This window comes from Bradyrhizobium sp. NBAIM14, from assembly GCF_020193895.1.
Classification (GTDB): Bacteria; Pseudomonadota; Alphaproteobacteria; order Rhizobiales; family Xanthobacteraceae; genus Bradyrhizobium; species Bradyrhizobium yuanmingense.
On record NZ_JADYVQ010000003.1, the window covers coordinates 443,225 to 459,341 of the forward strand.

Below are 16,117 nucleotides of genomic sequence, written 5' to 3' on the forward strand. Positions count from 1 at the left end.
CGGTAGCTGAAAAGTTACCTTCTGCAGTCCTTGGCCGAAAACTATGCATCACCATTTGAACCGAACGGCTGGGCCAGGAACCAATTGGAAGATCGCCTGTTGAGGCGAGCAGAGCCCACGCGGGGATGCGGGGGGCGGAGCGCGGCCAATGCCCATCTTTAGGTATTTCATCTTTGTCGGTGGAGCTTTGCTCACACTGCTGTTCGCGGCGGATTTCGTTTTCCCGGCGGCGCCCGTAGCGCAGGCCGTCGCGACCGCAAGCAACGACCAGCCGCTGATCCGAATCCGGTCCGACCGCCATCTGCCTGAGCGCGTCGTCCTCGACACCAGCCAGCCGACGATTGTCGCACCCGCGGTTCAGACTGCCGCAGTTGCGGCTCCCCAGCCACCGGTACAGGAGAGCCGGTCGCCGGCTTTGGCCGAGATGTCTGCCAAGACGCGGGTGCGCGAGACCTTCGCCCAGTTCACGCCAGAGCCGAGGGCCGGGACCGCCGCAGCGAGGAAGTCCGACGCGGGCCAGCCCCAGACGTTCCAGGCCCAAGCGTCTCCTGTCCAGGCTCAGCCCAAGCGTAAGATCGTCAGGACGCAACCGGCGCATCAGCCGGGCCGCCCCATGATGCTGGTCGCTCAGCAGCCGCATTTCGGTCTCTTCAGCACGACTTGGTGACGGCGCCTTCGGCTGCCTCGATCGAGGTGGGAAGGGCTTTTTATTGGCCGGCCTCTCTGCTAATTCGAACCAATCCGACCGCCGTCGGGTGTGCTGGCTCCTCGCCAGTGCCGGCCGGCGGATCTCGGTGGCCCGCTACTCGGGCCAGGGCGCTCGTAGCTCAGCTGGATAGAGCATCGGATTTCGATTCCGAGGGTCGGAGGTTCGAATCCTTCCGAGCGCGCCAGTCCTCTTTGTTCCATATATGTTCTAAAGCGGCGAGGATGCCGGGTCACCGCCGCGAGGGCCTGCGGCGTCCATCAGCCTGCCGGGACACCGCTTTGCCGGCCGCGTGCCAGCGTGTCGGAGGGCGCCTCGTGGAAGATCGCGCGGTAGGCTGCGGCAAATTCGCCGAGATGATGGAAGCCTTGGGCACGTGCGCAGGTGGCCACGGTGACGCCACCCTTGAGGAGGCGGGCGCGGGTCGCCCACAGCCTCTTCAGGCGAATGTACTGGTGCAGGCTCATGCCCCGCACCTTGCTGACGGCGCCGCCGAGCGTACGGATCGAGACGTCGAACTCGCGGGCGAGATCGGCTGTATAGATCGGCGCGGTCGGATAGGTAGCGACGTAGTCGTCGATGCGCTGCACGAGCTTGATCGCCCGCTCGCTGTGGACCGAGGTGCTCCGATCCGACGTCGAATCGATTCGAAACAAATCGTCGAGCGCGAGCAGCAGGCCTTCCTGCAGATGGGCCGCAACCTCGGTCGTCTCGAACAGGTCTGGCTGCACTGACGCGGTGCGCAGGATGTCGAGCAGGAGCTGTCGGGTGTGGAGCAGGGCGGGCCGGTTCGCGACATGGGCGCGCAAATGGTCGGCGCGGTCGAACCAGCCCCGGTCTCTCAGCTCGGGGGAGAAGATGATCATGGCGTGATGATTGGTCCGGGGCTCGACGAAATGGCACTCATCGTTGCCGTGGAGGGCAGCGAAGAAGCGGGCGTCGAGATCCACACCTTTGAAGTTGACCTGAAGATCGTCGCTCATCGACAGGATCACCATCCCGCTCGACATGCGATAAGCGGTATCTAGGATCCGCGCGAACGATCTCATCACGATGATGCGGCACGCCGGCAGGGAGACGATGGCTCGGGCCGCCGCGAAGTTCGGGATGTCGAGCGGAATGCTCCTCGCATCCTCCATCGTCTCAATCGGCCGAAACGCATCGACATCGGAGAAGCCGATCAGTTGAAGGGCAGAGGAGGGAGCGAGGTCGTCGAACAACATGATTCTGGCCGGCCGCTGAAATGAGACAATCAAAGGAACATCGCTGCATCATCAATGGCGAAGCATCGAGTTTCAGTAAACCGAATTTCAGGGCCGTAGTATTGCGGACATCATGCCATGAGGTACGTTGGCTCATCGCCGTTCCTCAACGCTCTGCACCTTCATGTTGACAGCACCGAAACACGATCGGTTAAATCGTCATAAGTGACCTTTTCGGCTGATCTCATCTTTGATCTAGATCAAACATGAACGGCTTGGGGCCAGTGATCCACTGCGCAAGACATGATCTCGCAAAAGCGAAGGGGCCCGAAGGCCCCTTCAAACGTCACCAGCGGCGATAGCCGTAGTACCCATAATGGCGCGGCCCGTAATAGCGCGGCGGCCCATAGTACCGCGGGCCGTAATAATATGGCCGCGGCCTGTAGTAGTAGCCATAATAGTTCGGCCGCCACCAGCACCGTCCCCAGGCGTCGCAGACCATGCGGACCTGCTCGACGCCGGAGACCTGCGGTGTCGCAGGTGCAGGCGCGATGGGCATGGCGGATGCCGTCGACGATGCAACGAGGGCGCCGAACAGGAACGCGGCCAATCGGCCAGTCGTGAGGTTCATGATGTCTTCCTTCGCTTACGCGATGCAGGATATCGAGGTTGTTCTGATCAAATTGTGGCCGAACCGAAATGTAATACAGATGAACAGGCGAGCTGACCCTTACGTCACGGCTCGGCAGCGGGCCGTAGGCCGGGCAGGCCGTGTCGTGACTTGAGCTTGATCCTGCGCAATTCGCAAGTTTGCCTTGGCTCTTACTGTCGCCGTCATGGCAGCGGCGTGGTGCCTGCTGCCGGGCAAGGTGAGCTGAATGCGAGTCATTCCAGATCTGTCGATCTCGCCGGAGAAGGTGTTCTTCGTCATCTCGAAATCGCGCCGGTCCGACAGCGAAGCGGGAGGGGGTGGCGTCATCCTGGACTTCGGCGACGACGACATGAGCTACGGCCGCGGTGGGCGCGGCGAAAGCACCGACCGTGCCGAGCTCGCGGGCTTCATCCGCGCTCTCAATGTTGACGAGCAGATCGATCTCGTGGCGCTGACCTGGCTTGGCCGCGGCGACGGTGATCTCTCCGATTGGCGTCAACTGCGCGCCCAGGCCGCCCAGGCGCACAACCAGCGTACCGCCTCATACCTGATCGGTACGCCAATGCTCGCCGACTATCTGGAGGAGGCGATGACGCAATTCGGCAAGTCCTTCGAGGAATTCGAAGAACAGCTCTGATGCCGGATGCGGCGTCTGCAAGTGAAGGAGAAGTTGCGATGGACAAGATGAGAATGGACAAGGGTGACTGGCTGGTCGTGTGCGACGGGCGCAAGGCGCTCATTCTGGAAAACCTCGGCGACGAGATGTTTCCGAACCTCCACACCAGGGAGGTGCACGAGCAGCCCAATCCCGCGACCGCCGCTCAGGGGGCCGACGCGCCGGGCCGGTTGCATGGCGCGGTCGGCGGCGCACGCAGCTCGGTCGAGCAGACCGATTGGCACGACGAGGCCGAGCGCGCCTTTCTGCGGAGCCTAGCCGGCCGGCTCGATGCCGCCGTCAGCTCCGGTGAGACGACGGCCCTGACCATGGTGGCCTCGCCACGTGCGCTCGGCATGATCCGCGCCGACTATTCGGACGGGCTGCGCAAGGCGCTTCAGGGGGAGGTCGGCAAGGACCTCGTCAAGCTGCCGGTCTACGAGATCGAGAAGCAATTGCTGCGGTCGGGCGCCGCCAAATAGAGGAGCCGCAGCGGCCGCGGCGCCTCAGTAGCAGGGGTGCCGCCGGCCGTCCTGACCAATATAAGCGGCCGCGCTGCGGTAGCAGTGGTTGGTCGCCGGGCCGTCATAGTAGGCGAAGGTGCCGGGGGTGATACCCGGGCCGTAATTGTGCAGGTAGCTGATCGGGTAGGGCAGCGGGCTCGCGTAGGAGCGGTGGTACCGGTGGCGGCCGTTCGCCTCCGCGAGGGCGGGGGCCAGGACCGCAGCCGTCAAGGCCGCAACCGCGGCGACACGCGTCAACTTGCTCATCTCGATTCTCCGGAACCCGCTCGAATGGGTCAGCCTGTTATAGCAATTTCGAGCGGCCAAGCATCGCTCCGGAGGCCAGAAATCAAGGCCAATCCCGCAGATTTCCGGGTGGGTGTGACAGAATTGCCGGACATGCGGCCAAAGCTGCCCATTTTTGGCCTTTTCGGGATGCTTAACGAATTCCCCACACAAGTATGACCAAAGACTATTCGGTTCAGAATTCTTCCGCCGGCCCGGGGGCATTTGCCGGCCCCTCGAGTCCGGTACATTCCTGAAGGCCTTCGCCGTCATCTCGCCATGCGCATCACGCTTCCGAGTCTGCTGTTGCTCTGCCTCGCCGCCGCCACGCCGGCGCGCGCCGAGCTGCACATCACGCGCGACCACGGCGGCTATGTCGAGGAGTACAAGGCCAAGTACAAGCGGGTGCGCGAAAAGGGCGAGCGGGTCATCATCGACGGCATCTGCAATTCGGCCTGCACGCTCGTGCTCGGCATCGTGCCGATGAACAAGATCTGCGTGACGCCGCGCGCGAGCCTCGGCTTCCACCAGGCCTATTACGACAAGGCGTTCACCTTCGGCATCAAGGTCACCAGCGCTGAGGGTACCTCCGATCTCATGTCCTACTACCCCGACACGGTGAAGGACTGGATTCGCCGCAATGGCGGGCTCACCACGGACATGAAGAAGATCAAGAACGGGGTCGAGCTCTGGAAGATCGTCAATCCCTGCCCGGACGAATGGTGAGCGGCTGAGACGGACCGCGATCCTCCGTCGCAGCGCAGCATATCGTCACCACGAAATTCGCATTGCCGCATGGCCGAGGGTCGGGCAATGAGGGCGGCAATGAATCATAATCAAGAAGCCCTGGCCGCCCGCGCCGCGCCGATCCTGTTCGTGCTGCTCTGGAGCACCGGATTCATCGGCACCAAATACGTCGTCAACAATGCCGATCCCTTGACCTATCTCGCCATCCGCATGGCGATCGTGGTCGGGCTGATGGCAATCATCGCGGGAATCGCCCGGCCGAAATGGCCTGATAGCGCCGGCATCGCGCACAGCGCCGTCGCCGGCATCCTCGTCCACGGCTTCTATCTCGGCGGCACCGCGATTGCGATCGCGCATTCGATTCCGGCCGGCCTGTCGGCGCTGATTCCAGGTCTGCAGCCGATCCTGACCTCGACCATCGCCAATCGCTGGCTCGGCGAACGGGTCACGCCGCTGCAATGGGCCGGGCTCGTGCTCGGCCTCGGGGGGGTGGTGCTGATCCTGCACAACCGTCCGATGACCGGCGAAGCCGGGCTCGGCTGGCTCGCCTCGGTGGTCTCGCTGGTCAGCATCACGCTCGGCACGCTCTATCAGCGCCGCTATTGCAATCACATCGACTGGCGCGCCGGCAATCTCGTGCAGTACGTGGCGGTCACCATCTTCTTCGCGGTCGGCGCCTTCCTGTTCGAGGATCGCGTGGTGCACTGGACACGGGAGTTTGTGCTTGCGCTCGCCTGGCTCGCGGTCGCGCTCTCGATCGGATCGATCGGGCTGTTGTACTGGCTGATCCGCCACGCCGCGGCGACCTCGGTCGCGAGCCTGTTCTATTTGGTTCCGGCCGTCACGGCCCTGATGGCCTATCTGCTGTTCGGAGAAAAGCTGGATGCGATTGCCATTGCTGGCATGGCGCTCTGCGCCGCGGCGGTCTTTGTGGTCAATTGGCGGTCCTGACGGCACGCAGTTCGGCTCGCCGGAAACGCGGAAGTGCTTCAACGCCGAGCAAGCGGCGAGGATAGATGCGGGCTGTCTCCGGGCGCGCCCGCACCCGGAGACGTCTTCCGGTGCGATCAGCGCTTGGCCTTCTTGGCCTTCTTCTTCGACTTGCCGGCTTTCTTGGTCGCCTTTTTCGCAGACTTTTTCGCGGCCTTCTTGGACGACTTCTTTGCGGCCTTCTTCGTCGTCTTCTTCGCAGCCTTCTTGGCTTTCTTCTTGGCCGCCTTCTTCGGCGCTACTTTCTTCGCGACCTTCTTGGCGGCTTTCTTCACCTGCTTGACTGCGGTGACTGCCGCGTCCTTGGTCGTTTCCACGGCAGTGGTGATCGTCTCCATCGCCTGTTCGGTGATCGGTTTCTCGTCGTCCATATCGTCCCCCACGGTTTGCATGGAGCGATGACGATAGCGGGTTTCGAAATCGTGTCAAAGCGACGCTCAACCTTTGCGGATCTTTGCGTAGGCGGCGAGCGCGCGTTCGCGTGCCCTGGCATGATCGACGATCGGCTGCGGATAGGTCTTGCCGATCGTGATGCCCGCGCTCGCAAGCTCGATCGGCGTTGCCTGCCAGGGCCGGTGGATCAGCTTGGCGGGCAGGGCCTTCAGCTCCGGAACCCAGCGTCGAACATAGGCTCCATCAGGATCGAACTTCTCGCCCTGAAGCTGCGGATTGAACACGCGGAAATAGGGCGCAGCGTCCGCGCCGCAGCCGGCGACCCATTGCCAGTTGGCAGGATTGCTGCCGGCGTCCGCGTCGACCAGCGTGTCCCAGAACCAGGCCTCCCCCTCGCGCCAGTCGATCAGGAGGTGCTTGACCAGGAAGGAGGCCACCACCATCCGCACCCGGTTGTGCATCACGCCGGTGTGCCAGAGCTCGCGCAGGCCGGCATCGACGATGGGGTATCCGGTGCGCCCGCGCTGCCAGGCGGTGAGCGCTTCTTTGTCGGGCTGCCAAGGGAAGGCATCGAAGTTCGTCTGCAGGTTTTCGGCGGCAAGGTTGGGGTGATCGTGGAGGAGGTGGCGGCAGAATTCGCGCCAGCCGAGCTCGCTCAACAATTTTTCGACGCCTTGCCCGCGTGCCGGATCTTCCGCCGCGGCAAACCGGGCGGCGTGCCAGACCTGACGGGGGCTGATCTCGCCGAAGCGCAGATGCGGCGACAGCCGTGAGGTCCCGTCTCGGTCCGGACGGTCACGATCGCCGGAATACGTTCGAACAATGTGCTTGAGGAAGTCGCGCAGGCGCAGATGGGCGGAGGCGGCACCGGGGCTCCATGCCTCGCGCAGGCCGCCCGCCCAATCGGGCGTGGTCGGCTCGAGCTTCCAGCTCTCCAGTCCATCGCTCGCGATGCTCGGTGCAGGGCGCAGCTGCTTCGGCGCGGGCAGGGGCTTTGGCGGGTCGCCGAGGGCCAGTACGCGGCGCCAGAACGGGGTGAACACGCGCAGGCCCCGGCCGTCCTTGGTGCGGATCGCCGCGGGCGGGACCAGCAAGTCGCCCGGAAAGCTTTGCGCGTGCATGCCGAGCTTCGCAAGGGCCGCTTGGAGCTGTCGCTCAACCGCCTGATGAGGCGCCTGCGCGATCTCGTTCCAGTAGACGGCGCGGGCACCGCTCTGTCGCACCACCTCAGGGATCACCTTGGCCGCCGGTCCTCTGCCCAGGACGAGCGAGCCGCCGCGCGCGGCGATCTCGGCTCCGAGCGCCCGCAGCGACTGCGCCAGCCACCAGCGTGCCGCGCCGCCCGGCGCTCGCCCCGCCGCCTCGTCCAGTACGTAGAGGCAAAGCACCGGCGCTCCGGACTTGGCGGCGGCGTGGAGGGCGGGGTGGTCGGACAGGCGGAGATCGTCGCGAAACCAGACGATGACGGGCGGGGTCAGGGAAGGCCTCGTTTACCAATTGGAAACCGTACGGCGTGCGGCGGTGGGAACCCGTCGTTAATGCGGCTGTAAGTCAATTGCACCAATATGCAGGAATTACGGGGGTCATTCCATCCATGTCCAATCTTCTAACGGCGAAGTTCCTGCCGCGGTTTAAGCTCGGCACCAAAGCGGTCCTGTGCGCGGTGCTGCTGATCGCAATGAACACGGCGCTCGTGGTCGGCGCCGGCTATTGGTCACTGACATCCGCCTTCACTGACCGCGCCCTGCGCGACATCGAGGTCAATCTGCGCACGCTGGGGCTGGCCTTTGCGGAGACCGTTCCCGAAGCCAAGATCACGATCCGAGACGGCGCGGTGGTCCGCGCCGAGATCCCCAAAATGCCCGACTTCAGGGATCACGCCATCGTCGACCGGGCGGTGTCCTATGTCGGCGGCAACGCGACCCTGTTCGTGTTCGACGCGGCGAGCGGACAGTTCATCCGCCGCTCGACCAACGTGAAAAAGGAAAACGGCGACCGCGCCGTCGGGACCCAGCTGGCCGCCGATCATCCGGGGCAGGCCCCGCTGCGCCGTGGCGAGGCCTATAAGGGGCCGGCCACGCTGTTCGGCAAGACGTTCATGACCGCCTATTTCCCGATCGCCGATGGCACCGGCAAGGTCGCCGGCATTCTCTATGTCGGCATCCCCATGGTGCAGTTCGAGGGCATGCTGTCCCAGGCGATGGAGAGCATGGCGGCCGCTGCCGGGCTTGCCGCGCTTCTGGTGCTGGTCCTGACCCTGCTGGTCGTCCGGCGCATCACCCGGCCCCTGACCTCGGTGACGCATTCGCTCACCGCGCTTGCCAACGGTCAGAGCGACGTCGCGATCGAATGCGAGGACCGTGCCGACGAGATCGGCGAAATCGCCCGCACGGTCGCGGTGTTCAAGAGCAACTCGCAGGAACGGGCGCGCCTGCGCACTGAGCAGGCAGTGGCAACCGCTGCTGCAGCCGAGCAGCGCAAGGCCGAGCTGCGCAACTTCGTCGAGGGGTTCCGCGGCAGCGTCGGCGGCATTCTCGACAAAGTGCTGGCATCGTCCGGCGAGTTCGAGCGCGCCGCGCGACAACTCACCGACGCCGCGCGCTCCACGGCCGATCTGTCGGCGCAGTCGGCAGGAGCATCCGAAAGCGCCTCCGAGCATGTGCGTTCGGCGGCGTCCGCTTCCGACGAGCTGTCTCAATCCATCTCCGAGATCACCCGCCGGGTGCAGGAATCGAACGAGATCTCCGCCGAGGCGGTGCGGCAGGCCGAAGCGACGGACCAGCGCATCGCGCAGCTCTCGGAGGCCGGCTCGCGCATCGGCGACGTCGTCAAGCTGATCACCTCGATCGCCGAGCAGACCAATCTGCTGGCGCTGAATGCGACGATCGAGGCTGCACGCGCGGGCGATGCCGGCCGCGGCTTCGCGGTGGTGGCTCAGGAGGTCAAGACGCTCGCCGGCCAGACCGCGAAGGCGACCGACGAGATCTCGAACCAGATCGAGAGCATGCAGCTTGCGACCGAGGAATCGGTCGCAGCCATCAAGGCGATCAGCCAGACCATCGAGCGCATCAGCGGCATCGCAGGCTCGATCTCGGCGGCGGTCGAGCAACAGAAAAGCGCGACGCACAACATCGTGGCCAGCGTGCGCGCCGCGGTGTCAGGCACGGCCGATGTCGCGGTCAATGTCCGTCACGCCGCCAAGGGCGCCAGCGAGACGGGCGAAACGTCGAGCCGCATGTTTGCTTCCGCCCAGGCGCTGTCGGGCGAGAGCCTGCATCTGAAGGCCGAGGTCGAGAGCTTCCTCGACCGCGTGCACGCGGCGTGATTCTGGGTCATCATCCCGGGATGGTCCGAAGGACCAGCCCCGGGATCTCGAGATCTCGGGTTCGATGCTGACGCATCGCCCCGGGATGACTTTTTGGGGCCGCTATCCGCGACCGCCAAAAGTCATCTGGGCTGCGGGACGATGCGGATGTAGGGCTTCGGCTCCTTCCAGCCCTGCGGATAGATCGTCTTGGCCTCGTCGTTGGAGACCGAGCCCGCGATGATGACGTCGTCGCCCTGCGACCAGTCGGCCGGGGTGGCGACGCGATGCTTGGCGGTGAGCTGGAGCGAGTCGATGACGCGCAGGATCTCCTGGAAGTTCCGGCCCGTCGTCATCGGATAGACCAGCACCAGCTTGATCTTCTTGTCCGGGCCGATGATGAAGACGTTGCGGACGGTTTGGTTGTCGGCCGGCGTGCGGGTGAGGGGATCGCCAGAGGTCGAGGCTGGCAGCATGCCGTAGAGCTTGGAGACGTTGAAATCGGTGTCGCCGATCATCGGGTAGTTCGGCGCGGCGCCTTGGGTCTCCATGATGTCTTCCGACCATTTTGCATGACGGTCGACCGGATCGACCGAGAGGCCCATCAGCTTGACCCCGCGCTTGTCGAATTCCGGCTTCAGCTTGGCGAGGGCGCCGAGTTCGGTGGTGCAAACCGGCGTGAAATCCTTCGGGTGTGAGAACAAGAGGGCCCAGCTGTTGCCGATCCAGTCGTGGAATTTGATCTTCCCTTCGGTGGTTTCGGCTTCGAAGTCAGGGGCGGTGGCGCCGATCGGAAGTGTCATGATCTTACCTCATCTCATTGAATCTAATCGAGAATTCGTCTCCGGCCGTCACATCCATTATAAGAGCTTCGCCGGCCTAAGTGAACGCCAACTGAACCGGCTCAAGTAAAATGTGAATTCCTTCTTTGAAGAGCCGATTTTCTAGCAACTTATTGTTACAGCGGCAGCTGCGGCGAAACAGCTCCACCCGGGGTCACACGGTCTCGCTCGCCCCGATAATGCCTTTTATGACTTTCATCACGCTCGCCCGGCGCGTTCTAGAACCAGATTGGTCCTGATAGCGACCAATTGGCAACCATCTAGAAAAGTCGCGATCCCCGTATCGAATCGTTAACCACCCCTTTACGCCGGCATGGAAATGCTGGTCGATCAGAAGAAGTCTGGAAGTGAACTATGTCCGCCGCTGCGCCTAAGCCCACCGAGCCGTCGTCCCTCGTGCCGTCCTGCCGCGATACCGCAGCTCATGCCCTTTCCGTCGTGCGGGACGGCGTGATCACGGGCGAAGGCCCGACCACCAAGGGACGGGTGCATTTCTCCCGCTCGCTCGACGCCGATGACACCGCCTGGTGCGTGCGCATCCTCACCGCCACCGCCGTCAACGACCAGCCGGTCAGCCGCGCCGAGGCCGAAGTTCTGTTCGAGATCAACGAGGCCGCGACGGAGCGCACCGATGGCGGCCGGTTCGACGACCTGCTTGCCAAGGCGGTCGCCCATTATGCCGCGAGCGCCTCGGGCCTGAAGGTGCCGCCGCGCAGCGTCGCGCTGTCGGCCGACACCGAGATCGAGAGCTGGGCGCCGTCCTATGCCTCCAAGGTCAACAGCGAGATGCTGGAGTGGATCGCCGGCCAGATGCGTGGCAAGCGCCAGAACAACCGTCGCCTGATGGCGATGGTGGCGACCTTCCTCGGCGCCACCGCACTGCCTCTGGCGGGCCAATTGCCGAACGTGTTCGACATCGGGATGTAAGGCAAATGGGCCGCGGTCGCGGCTCGCAGCGTCGTTCGGTTTCCTCCTGTCCCGGACGCGGCGCAGCGCGTAAGCGGTGCGGCGCAGAGCCGGGACCCAGGACGCCGCGCGGTTCGCTGTGACATGGGCCCCGGCTCTGCAGCGCATCGTCCAAGAGACGCCGCGCTGCGTCCCGGGCACGAGACCTGAGTTTCAGGCAAACAACTGTCCCAACAGCGTCATTGCGAGCGCAGCGAAGCAATCCAGAATCCCTCCGCGGATACATTTCTGGATTGCTTCGCTGCGCTCGCAATGACGGAGTGTGTGGTGGGCAGCGCCGTTCTTCAATTCGCATTTCGCTCGCGGACACGCTTCCGCATCCTCGCGGCATTTCTCGCCCGAGCTTTGCCTTGTCGTCCCACCCTCAATTGAAAGAGGGCGCAGGGAAGACCGGGTGCCGGCCGGGCACCCACGGTCCACTGTGCGAAAGGTGGCAACGAAGAATTTGCACAGCGGCATACAGGTGAAGCCAAACATCCGGCCTTCCCTGCGCAGTGGCTTTACGGCTTATGTCGTGCTCTCCCCGGGGAGCGATGCACTATTGCCCCCGTCGCCTTGCGGATGGCTGATGCGCTTGCCCGGTTGGGCCGCAACATCACCGCAAGACTTGGCGCACAGACCCCGGGCGCCAGGACCACACGATTTTGCCGTACGCCGATGACACCGGTCGTATGCGCGAGGTCTTTGCTCACGGCTCTCCGCCCTGCAAACCCTTTCGCGCCAACGCCATCAGCGTCCACCGCCCCCCGGCCCGCGTTCGTGACGATCGCGATACGCCCCTCTTCCTTGGGCCGGGTTGCGCGACACATAGGCGATTTCCGAATTTCGGTAAAGCGGAATATTTTGGGCCGCGTGCGTTGACCCATAGATTGGATGTTTTGCCCGTCGGGCAACGCAAGGGATGGTAGCTGCAACCATTCAATCCGGCGCGGTCTGCGCCGCCGGTGGATTCGGTGCAAGCGCCTGCGCCGGCTTCGTCGCGGCCGGATAGAGCTCGGTCTTGGCGAGATCGCGGCGGAGCGACGATGGCGCCGTGTGCAGGGCAAAAGCGATCGCGATCTGCGTTCTGTTCTGAAGCCGGTACTTGCGCATGATGTTGCCGATATGAGCCCGCACGGTGTTTTCCGAGATGTTGAGCTCGTAGGCGATGTTCTTGTTCTGCATCCCCCGCGCGATCAGCGTCATCAGCTCCCGTTCGCGCGGCGTCGGTGCGATCAAGTCCTTCGGATCCGAGCTCATGGCTGATGCCTCCCTGGCCTTTGCGAACATCCCGGCATGCTCTCACTCCGTCTTGAGCGCCTCGATCGGGCTCAGCTTGGACGCCTTGTGGGCTGGATAGAAGCCAAAGACGAGGCCGGTCGCGATCGAGAAGACGAGAGACAGGCCGATCGCCTGGCCGTCGATCGAGGTGACCCAACCGGCCATGCGGGCGACCGTCATCGAGAGCGTGATGCCGCCGGCGACACCGATGGCGCCGCCGAGCAGGCAGAGGACGAGCGCTTCGCAGAGAAACTGCAGACGGATGTCGCGCATCCGCCCGCCGAGCGCCCGGCGGATGCCGATCTCCCGCGTGCGCTCGGTGACCGACACGATCATGACATTCATGATGCTGATGCCGCCGACGAGCAGCGAAACCGAGGCGATGGCGACGAGCAGCAGCGCGACGGTGCGGATCGCGCCCTGCTGCGCTTCCATGGCGGCGGCGGGATCCTGGACCTTGAAGTCGTCGTCCTGGCCGGCGGGGATGCGGTGGCGCTGCCGCAGCAGGTTCGCGATCTCCGCGCTCGCGCCCGCCATCTGACCGTCTGCGGCGACCTTGGCGATGATGTAGGCGACCGCGTCGCGGTTGATCTTGCTGGCGCTGCCGAGGAAGCGCAGCTTGGCCGTGGTGAGCGGCACGAAGGCGACGTCGTCCTGAGCCGGTCCCTTGCGGTCGAGCACGCCGACCACCTCGAGCGGGACCTTCATGATCCTGATCTGCGCGCCGATGGGATCGTCGCCGGGTGCGAACAGCTCGCGCGCGACCGTGCTTCCGAGGATCACGACCTTGCCGGCACCGGCCTCCTCGGTGGCGGAGAAATAGCGCCCGGCCGCGAGCTGCCAGTCGCGCACCATGAAGTGGCCGGTGGTCGTGCCGTTGATCGTCGTGTTCCAGTTCTTGCCCTCGTGGATGACCTGCGCCGTTCCCGCGATGGAGCCGGCTGCGGCCTGGATTTCCGGGATCTGCTCGATAATGGCCTGCACGTCGCTCTCGGTCATCGTCAGCTTGCTGCCGTCCTTGAGACGCACACCGCCCTGGTAGACCGCGCCGGGGGTGATCATCAGCACGTTGGCCCCGATCGAACGGATCTGCTCCTGGAGGCGGAGCTGCGCGCCGGCCCCGATCGCGAACACCGTCACGATCGAGGCGACGCCGATCACGATGCCGAGCATGGTGAGGAAGCTGCGCAGCGGATTGAGGCGCAGGGCGTGCAACGCGATCTGAAAGCCCTGCAGCATCGTCATGACACAGCGCTCCGTTTCGCCAGAGCAGGGGCCTGCGTTTCGTCGCCGACGAGCTCGCCGTCATGCAGGTGGATCGTGCGCCGGCACTGGGCCGCGATGCCGGGATCATGGGTGATCATGACGATGGTCTGGCCGATCCGGTTGAGCGCGGCGAACAGGGACAGGATCTCGGCACCGGTGCGGCTGTCGAGCGCGCCGGTCGGCTCGTCGGCGAGCACGATCAGGGGGGAGGCGATCAGTGCGCGCGCGATCGCGACGCGCTGCTGCTCGCCGCCGGAGAGCTGCCGCGGGAAGTGATGGGCCCGGTGCAGCATGCCGACCGCCTGAAGGCTCGCTTCCGCGCGCGCCATGCGTTCCTTGCGCGCGATGCCGCAATAGACCAGCGGCAATGCGACGTTCTCGATGGCATCGTGGCGGGCGAGCAGATTGTAGGATTGGAACACGAAGCCGATGCTGCGAGCGCGCAGGGACGACCGGCGATCTTCCGTGAGATCGGCAACGTTGGCGCCCTGAAGATAGACCGCGCCCTCGCTCGGCAGGTCGAGCAATCCGATCATGTTCATCAGCGTCGACTTGCCGGAGCCGGACGGTCCCATCACGGCGACGATCTCGCCTTGCGCGATGTCGAAGCTGACATTGCGCACCGCGGCCACCGCGACGCCCTCGGTGCGATAGGTCCTGCTGACCGACTGGAGGCTGATGAGGGGCGCAGCGGCGGTCATGACCCGAACCTGATTCCGAGTATTTCCATGCCCGCCGGGCGGATGGCTTGGCCGACGGCGACCTCGCTGCCCTCGACGAGGTCTCCGCTCCGGAGCGCGACCTGCTCGGTGCCGGCGGCGCCGACCGTGACGGCGACGCGCTGCAGCGCGCCGCTGGCGGTGCGCACCCACACGCCGCTGCGTCCGGTGTCCGGCCGCGTGCCGGTCGGCTGGAATCGCAGCGCTGCAAGCGGCACTTTCAGCACGTCGTCCTGGCGTTCGATGACGATCTTCACCAGGGCAGTCATTCCCGGCAGCAGCGCGCCGTCGAGGTTGGCGGTCGCCAGCACCACGGTGTAGGTGACGACGTTCTGCTGGGTCTGCGGCGCCTTGCGCACCTGGCGCACCACGGCCTCGAAGCGGCGGTCCGGGTAGGCGTCGACGGTGAAATGCGCGTGCTGCCCGGGCGCGATGCGGCCGATATCGGCTTCATCGACCTGCGCGTGAATCTCCATGTCCTCCAGGCGGTGCGCCACCATGAAGGTGGTGCGCGCTTCAAGTCCGACCGCGAGCGTCTGCCCCTCGTTGACGAACCTGCCGACCACGACGCCGTCGATCGGCGAACGGATCATGGTGCGGTCGAGATCGGCCTGGGCTGCGGCGAGGACGGCGGCTTTCTCCGGCACCGCCATGCGAGCCTGCTGCAGCTCCGCCTCGATGCGGCGGACGTCGGCCTGCGCACCCTCCACCGAATAGGAGTTGAGGGACATCAGGATCTCGGCTTCGCGTTCCTGGGCGAGGCGCGCGGTGAATTCGGTCTGTGCGTCGTCGACCGCGGTCGTCGCCACCACGTTCTGCGACTGCAGCGCCAGCTTGCGCTGCAGCGTTTTCTGAGCCGAGGACTTCACCGCCTGCGCGCTCTCGAGCTTGGCCGCGAGCACGTCGCGGCTGCCCCTCGCATTCTGCAGATCGATCCTGGCCCGGTCGAGCTTGGCCCTGGCGATGTCGACCAGGGCATTGGCGACGGCCAGCGACGCCCGGGCCTCGTCGACCTTGGCCGCAAAGCTGCGCGGATCGATCAGAGCAAGCGGCTGATCCCTGGTGACGGTGTCGTTGAAGTCGACATAGACGCGGGCGAGCTGCCCCGACAGTTGCGATCCAACCTCGATCGTCTTGACCGGCTGCAGGGCGCCGGTGACGGTGACGGTCTGCTCGATGCTGCCACGCTGGATCGAGGCATAGCGGAACAAGGGGGCATCCGATCCGATGGTCGGCGCTTCGCGGCCGCCGGGCACGAGCAGCCGCCTGGTCTGCTCATAGCCGCGAGCGGCCGTGTCCGCCGCGCTCCCGGCAGCGCCGGCGATCGTGCCCGGACCGGCGTAGAGGATCGCAGCGAGGCCGCATGAAGCTCCGAGCAAGGCAAATGCTGGCACAAATCGCATATCAAAACTCGCCGATTGAATTAATTTCGGGGAATCAGGAAAAAGTGGCAAGCTCGCTATGGTTGTAAAACGTCTAAGGTTGTATCGAATGTCAGTATGTCGTCCTCGCCGGGCTGACGGTCGGGCGTGGCGCATCATCCAGTGGTAAAGCAGGTGGGGTGCTACTTTTCGTGATTTGATCAGGATGCATACGGAGCGTATCGATATGAGGCGCGCGGTATCGA

General features: G+C 64.7%; 17 protein-coding genes and 1 tRNA gene. 8 read left to right on the forward strand and 10 right to left on the reverse strand.

The genetic code is table 11. From position 1 onward, the window contains the following. Positions 1-148 precede the first annotated feature (148 nt). Positions 149-667 (forward strand): hypothetical protein, encoded by a 519-nt coding sequence (locus I6F28_RS11140; protein WP_225139887.1) that lies wholly within the window; start codon positions 149-151, stop codon positions 665-667. 149 nt (positions 668-816) lie between these two features. Continuing rightward, positions 817-893, forward strand: a tRNA-Arg gene (locus tag I6F28_RS11145). 73 nt (positions 894-966) lie between these two features. On the opposite strand, the gene I6F28_RS11150 is transcribed toward I6F28_RS11145, so the two are convergent. Beyond that, complete coding sequence (locus I6F28_RS11150; RefSeq protein WP_225113206.1) at positions 967-1,929, reverse strand: AraC family transcriptional regulator; 963 nt, start codon at positions 1,927-1,929, stop codon at positions 967-969. A 325-nt stretch (positions 1,930-2,254) separates the two neighbouring features. Then, complete coding sequence (locus I6F28_RS11155; protein WP_036031624.1) at positions 2,255-2,539, reverse strand: hypothetical protein; 285 nt, start codon at positions 2,537-2,539, stop codon at positions 2,255-2,257. Between the two features lie 247 nt (positions 2,540-2,786). Here I6F28_RS11155 and I6F28_RS11160 point away from each other — a divergent pair, with 247 nt between their 5' ends. Beyond that, the gene (locus tag I6F28_RS11160; RefSeq protein WP_036031620.1) at positions 2,787-3,197 is read left to right on the forward strand and encodes a DUF3775 domain-containing protein; all 411 of its coding nucleotides are present in this window, start codon (positions 2,787-2,789) and stop codon (positions 3,195-3,197) included. Positions 3,198-3,235: 38 nt separating this feature from the next. Beyond that, positions 3,236-3,697 carry a host attachment protein gene (locus I6F28_RS11165; protein WP_036011176.1) on the forward strand — a complete coding sequence of 154 codons (462 nt, stop codon included), beginning with the start codon at positions 3,236-3,238 and terminating at the stop codon, positions 3,695-3,697. A 24-nt stretch (positions 3,698-3,721) separates the two neighbouring features. Here the strand turns inward: I6F28_RS11165 and I6F28_RS11170 are convergent, their stop codons facing one another. After that, positions 3,722-3,985, reverse strand: coding sequence for a hypothetical protein (locus I6F28_RS11170; protein ID WP_225113203.1), 264 nt, complete (start codon positions 3,983-3,985; stop codon positions 3,722-3,724). A 297-nt stretch (positions 3,986-4,282) separates the two neighbouring features. Here I6F28_RS11170 and I6F28_RS11175 point away from each other — a divergent pair, with 297 nt between their 5' ends. Continuing rightward, positions 4,283-4,729 (forward strand): hypothetical protein, encoded by a 447-nt coding sequence (locus I6F28_RS11175; protein ID WP_036011182.1) that lies wholly within the window; start codon positions 4,283-4,285, stop codon positions 4,727-4,729. 99 nt (positions 4,730-4,828) lie between these two features. Further along, positions 4,829-5,701, forward strand: coding sequence for a DMT family transporter (locus tag I6F28_RS11180; protein WP_225139888.1), 873 nt, complete (start codon positions 4,829-4,831; stop codon positions 5,699-5,701). A gap of 116 nt (positions 5,702-5,817) precedes the next feature. Here the strand turns inward: I6F28_RS11180 and I6F28_RS11185 are convergent, their stop codons facing one another. Together I6F28_RS11185 and I6F28_RS11190 are read right to left on the reverse strand one after the other, a co-directional pair. After that, a complete protein-coding gene (locus I6F28_RS11185; protein WP_036011186.1) occupies positions 5,818-6,111 on the reverse strand; it encodes a hypothetical protein in 294 nt (97 codons plus the stop codon). 66 nt (positions 6,112-6,177) lie between these two features. Further along, complete coding sequence (locus tag I6F28_RS11190; protein ID WP_249781902.1) at positions 6,178-7,569, reverse strand: cryptochrome/photolyase family protein; 1,392 nt, start codon at positions 7,567-7,569, stop codon at positions 6,178-6,180. A gap of 158 nt (positions 7,570-7,727) precedes the next feature. On the opposite strand from I6F28_RS11190, the gene I6F28_RS11195 reads away from it, so the two are divergent. After that, the gene (locus I6F28_RS11195; protein WP_225139889.1) at positions 7,728-9,458 is read left to right on the forward strand and encodes a methyl-accepting chemotaxis protein; all 1,731 of its coding nucleotides are present in this window, start codon (positions 7,728-7,730) and stop codon (positions 9,456-9,458) included. 122 nt (positions 9,459-9,580) lie between these two features. Here the strand turns inward: I6F28_RS11195 and I6F28_RS11200 are convergent, their stop codons facing one another. Then, complete coding sequence (locus I6F28_RS11200; protein WP_036011192.1) at positions 9,581-10,240, reverse strand: peroxiredoxin; 660 nt, start codon at positions 10,238-10,240, stop codon at positions 9,581-9,583. Positions 10,241-10,633: 393 nt separating this feature from the next. Here I6F28_RS11200 and I6F28_RS11205 point away from each other — a divergent pair, with 393 nt between their 5' ends. After that, a complete protein-coding gene (locus tag I6F28_RS11205) occupies positions 10,634-11,206 on the forward strand; it encodes a hypothetical protein (RefSeq protein ID WP_036011195.1) in 573 nt (190 codons plus the stop codon). Positions 11,207-12,163: 957 nt separating this feature from the next. On the opposite strand, the gene I6F28_RS11210 is transcribed toward I6F28_RS11205, so the two are convergent. Genes I6F28_RS11210 through I6F28_RS11225 form a run of 4 tightly spaced genes read right to left on the reverse strand, consistent with a single transcriptional unit; the run spans position 12,164 to position 15,893 of the window. Next, on the reverse strand, positions 12,164-12,484 hold the full coding sequence (locus tag I6F28_RS11210; protein WP_198399585.1) for a response regulator transcription factor: 321 nt from the start codon (positions 12,482-12,484) through the stop codon (positions 12,164-12,166). Positions 12,485-12,526: 42 nt separating this feature from the next. Continuing rightward, complete coding sequence (locus I6F28_RS11215; RefSeq protein ID WP_225139890.1) at positions 12,527-13,750, reverse strand: ABC transporter permease; 1,224 nt, start codon at positions 13,748-13,750, stop codon at positions 12,527-12,529. Continuing rightward, a complete protein-coding gene (locus I6F28_RS11220) occupies positions 13,747-14,472 on the reverse strand; it encodes an ABC transporter ATP-binding protein (RefSeq protein ID WP_225139891.1) in 726 nt (241 codons plus the stop codon). The genes I6F28_RS11215 and I6F28_RS11220 overlap by 4 nt, the downstream gene beginning before the upstream one ends. After that, positions 14,469-15,893, reverse strand: a complete 1,425-nt coding sequence (locus I6F28_RS11225; RefSeq protein WP_225139892.1) for an efflux RND transporter periplasmic adaptor subunit — start codon at positions 15,891-15,893, stop codon at positions 14,469-14,471. Before I6F28_RS11225 ends, I6F28_RS11220 begins: the two co-directional genes overlap by 4 nt. Positions 15,894-16,117: the final 224 nt, after the last annotated feature.

Bases quoted from the DNA above. Each gene is read 5' to 3' on its own strand.
- I6F28_RS11140 (WP_225139887.1), top strand. From the start codon at position 149: ATGCCCATCTTTAGGTATTTCATCTTTGTCGGTGGAGCTTTGCTCACA.
- I6F28_RS11150 (WP_225113206.1), bottom strand. From the start codon at position 1,929: ATGTTGTTCGACGACCTCGCTCCCTCCTCTGCCCTTCAACTGATCGGC.
- I6F28_RS11155 (WP_036031624.1), bottom strand. From the start codon at position 2,539: ATGAACCTCACGACTGGCCGATTGGCCGCGTTCCTGTTCGGCGCCCTC.
- I6F28_RS11160 (WP_036031620.1), top strand. From the start codon at position 2,787: ATGCGAGTCATTCCAGATCTGTCGATCTCGCCGGAGAAGGTGTTCTTC.
- I6F28_RS11165 (WP_036011176.1), top strand. From the start codon at position 3,236: ATGGACAAGATGAGAATGGACAAGGGTGACTGGCTGGTCGTGTGCGAC.
- I6F28_RS11170 (WP_225113203.1), bottom strand. From the start codon at position 3,985: ATGAGCAAGTTGACGCGTGTCGCCGCGGTTGCGGCCTTGACGGCTGCG.
- I6F28_RS11175 (WP_036011182.1), top strand. From the start codon at position 4,283: ATGCGCATCACGCTTCCGAGTCTGCTGTTGCTCTGCCTCGCCGCCGCC.
- I6F28_RS11180 (WP_225139888.1), top strand. From the start codon at position 4,829: ATGAATCATAATCAAGAAGCCCTGGCCGCCCGCGCCGCGCCGATCCTG.
- I6F28_RS11185 (WP_036011186.1), bottom strand. From the start codon at position 6,111: ATGGACGACGAGAAACCGATCACCGAACAGGCGATGGAGACGATCACC.
- I6F28_RS11195 (WP_225139889.1), top strand. From the start codon at position 7,728: ATGTCCAATCTTCTAACGGCGAAGTTCCTGCCGCGGTTTAAGCTCGGC.
- I6F28_RS11200 (WP_036011192.1), bottom strand. From the start codon at position 10,240: ATGACACTTCCGATCGGCGCCACCGCCCCTGACTTCGAAGCCGAAACC.
- I6F28_RS11205 (WP_036011195.1), top strand. From the start codon at position 10,634: ATGTCCGCCGCTGCGCCTAAGCCCACCGAGCCGTCGTCCCTCGTGCCG.
- I6F28_RS11210 (WP_198399585.1), bottom strand. From the start codon at position 12,484: ATGAGCTCGGATCCGAAGGACTTGATCGCACCGACGCCGCGCGAACGG.
- I6F28_RS11215 (WP_225139890.1), bottom strand. From the start codon at position 13,750: ATGACGATGCTGCAGGGCTTTCAGATCGCGTTGCACGCCCTGCGCCTC.
- I6F28_RS11220 (WP_225139891.1), bottom strand. From the start codon at position 14,472: ATGACCGCCGCTGCGCCCCTCATCAGCCTCCAGTCGGTCAGCAGGACC.
- I6F28_RS11225 (WP_225139892.1), bottom strand. From the start codon at position 15,893: ATGCGATTTGTGCCAGCATTTGCCTTGCTCGGAGCTTCATGCGGCCTC.